This is a genomic window from Liquorilactobacillus sicerae (genome assembly GCF_029916425.1).
Classification (GTDB): Bacteria; Bacillota; Bacilli; order Lactobacillales; family Lactobacillaceae; genus Liquorilactobacillus; species Liquorilactobacillus sicerae.
This window is the reverse complement of sequence record NZ_JAHAVQ010000212.1, coordinates 1-464: the sequence shown is the minus strand read 5'-3', so window position 1 is coordinate 464 and position 464 is coordinate 1. Positions and strand designations below refer to the sequence as shown.

Here is a 464-nt window from a genome sequence, read left to right as displayed (position 1 = left end):
GAAAAATTGATTGTTTCCGGTGATACTGCTAATCAAATGGAGTTGCAGGATCTTTCGACTAATGAGAATTACGAGGAACTTTTTGGCGAATATGACGAAGTTACTGTCCAATCGGATGGCAAAATTATCAATGTATACAAGGGCGAAAAACCCAGTTATGATTGTGCATGATTTTTTAAATTTGTTTTCCGGGAGAAAACATGAAATATATAAGCTATGAAAATACCGATGCCTTTTTTAATGTGGCGATGGAACATTATCTGCTTGAAGAATTTCCTTTGACCGAACCGGTCTTTTTCTTTTCTCAATATGGCAATGCTGTAATTGTCGGTAAAAATCAAAATACTTTTGCTGAGGTTAATCAGGCATACGCAAAAGAAAAAGGAATTCAGGTCGCTCGTCGGGAAACCGGTGGCGGTGCCGTATATGACGATTTAGGCAATATTAGTTTTTCTTTTGTCTTA

Annotated in this window: 1 protein-coding gene; it reads left to right on the top strand. The window is 37.1% G+C overall.

Features of this window, described 5'->3' with window-relative positions; translation table 11 throughout:
- Positions 1–200: 200 nt before the first annotated feature.
- Positions 201–464 (top strand): lipoate--protein ligase family protein (locus KH893_RS12055; protein WP_427860424.1); only part of this gene is annotated, 264 nt, incomplete at its 3' end.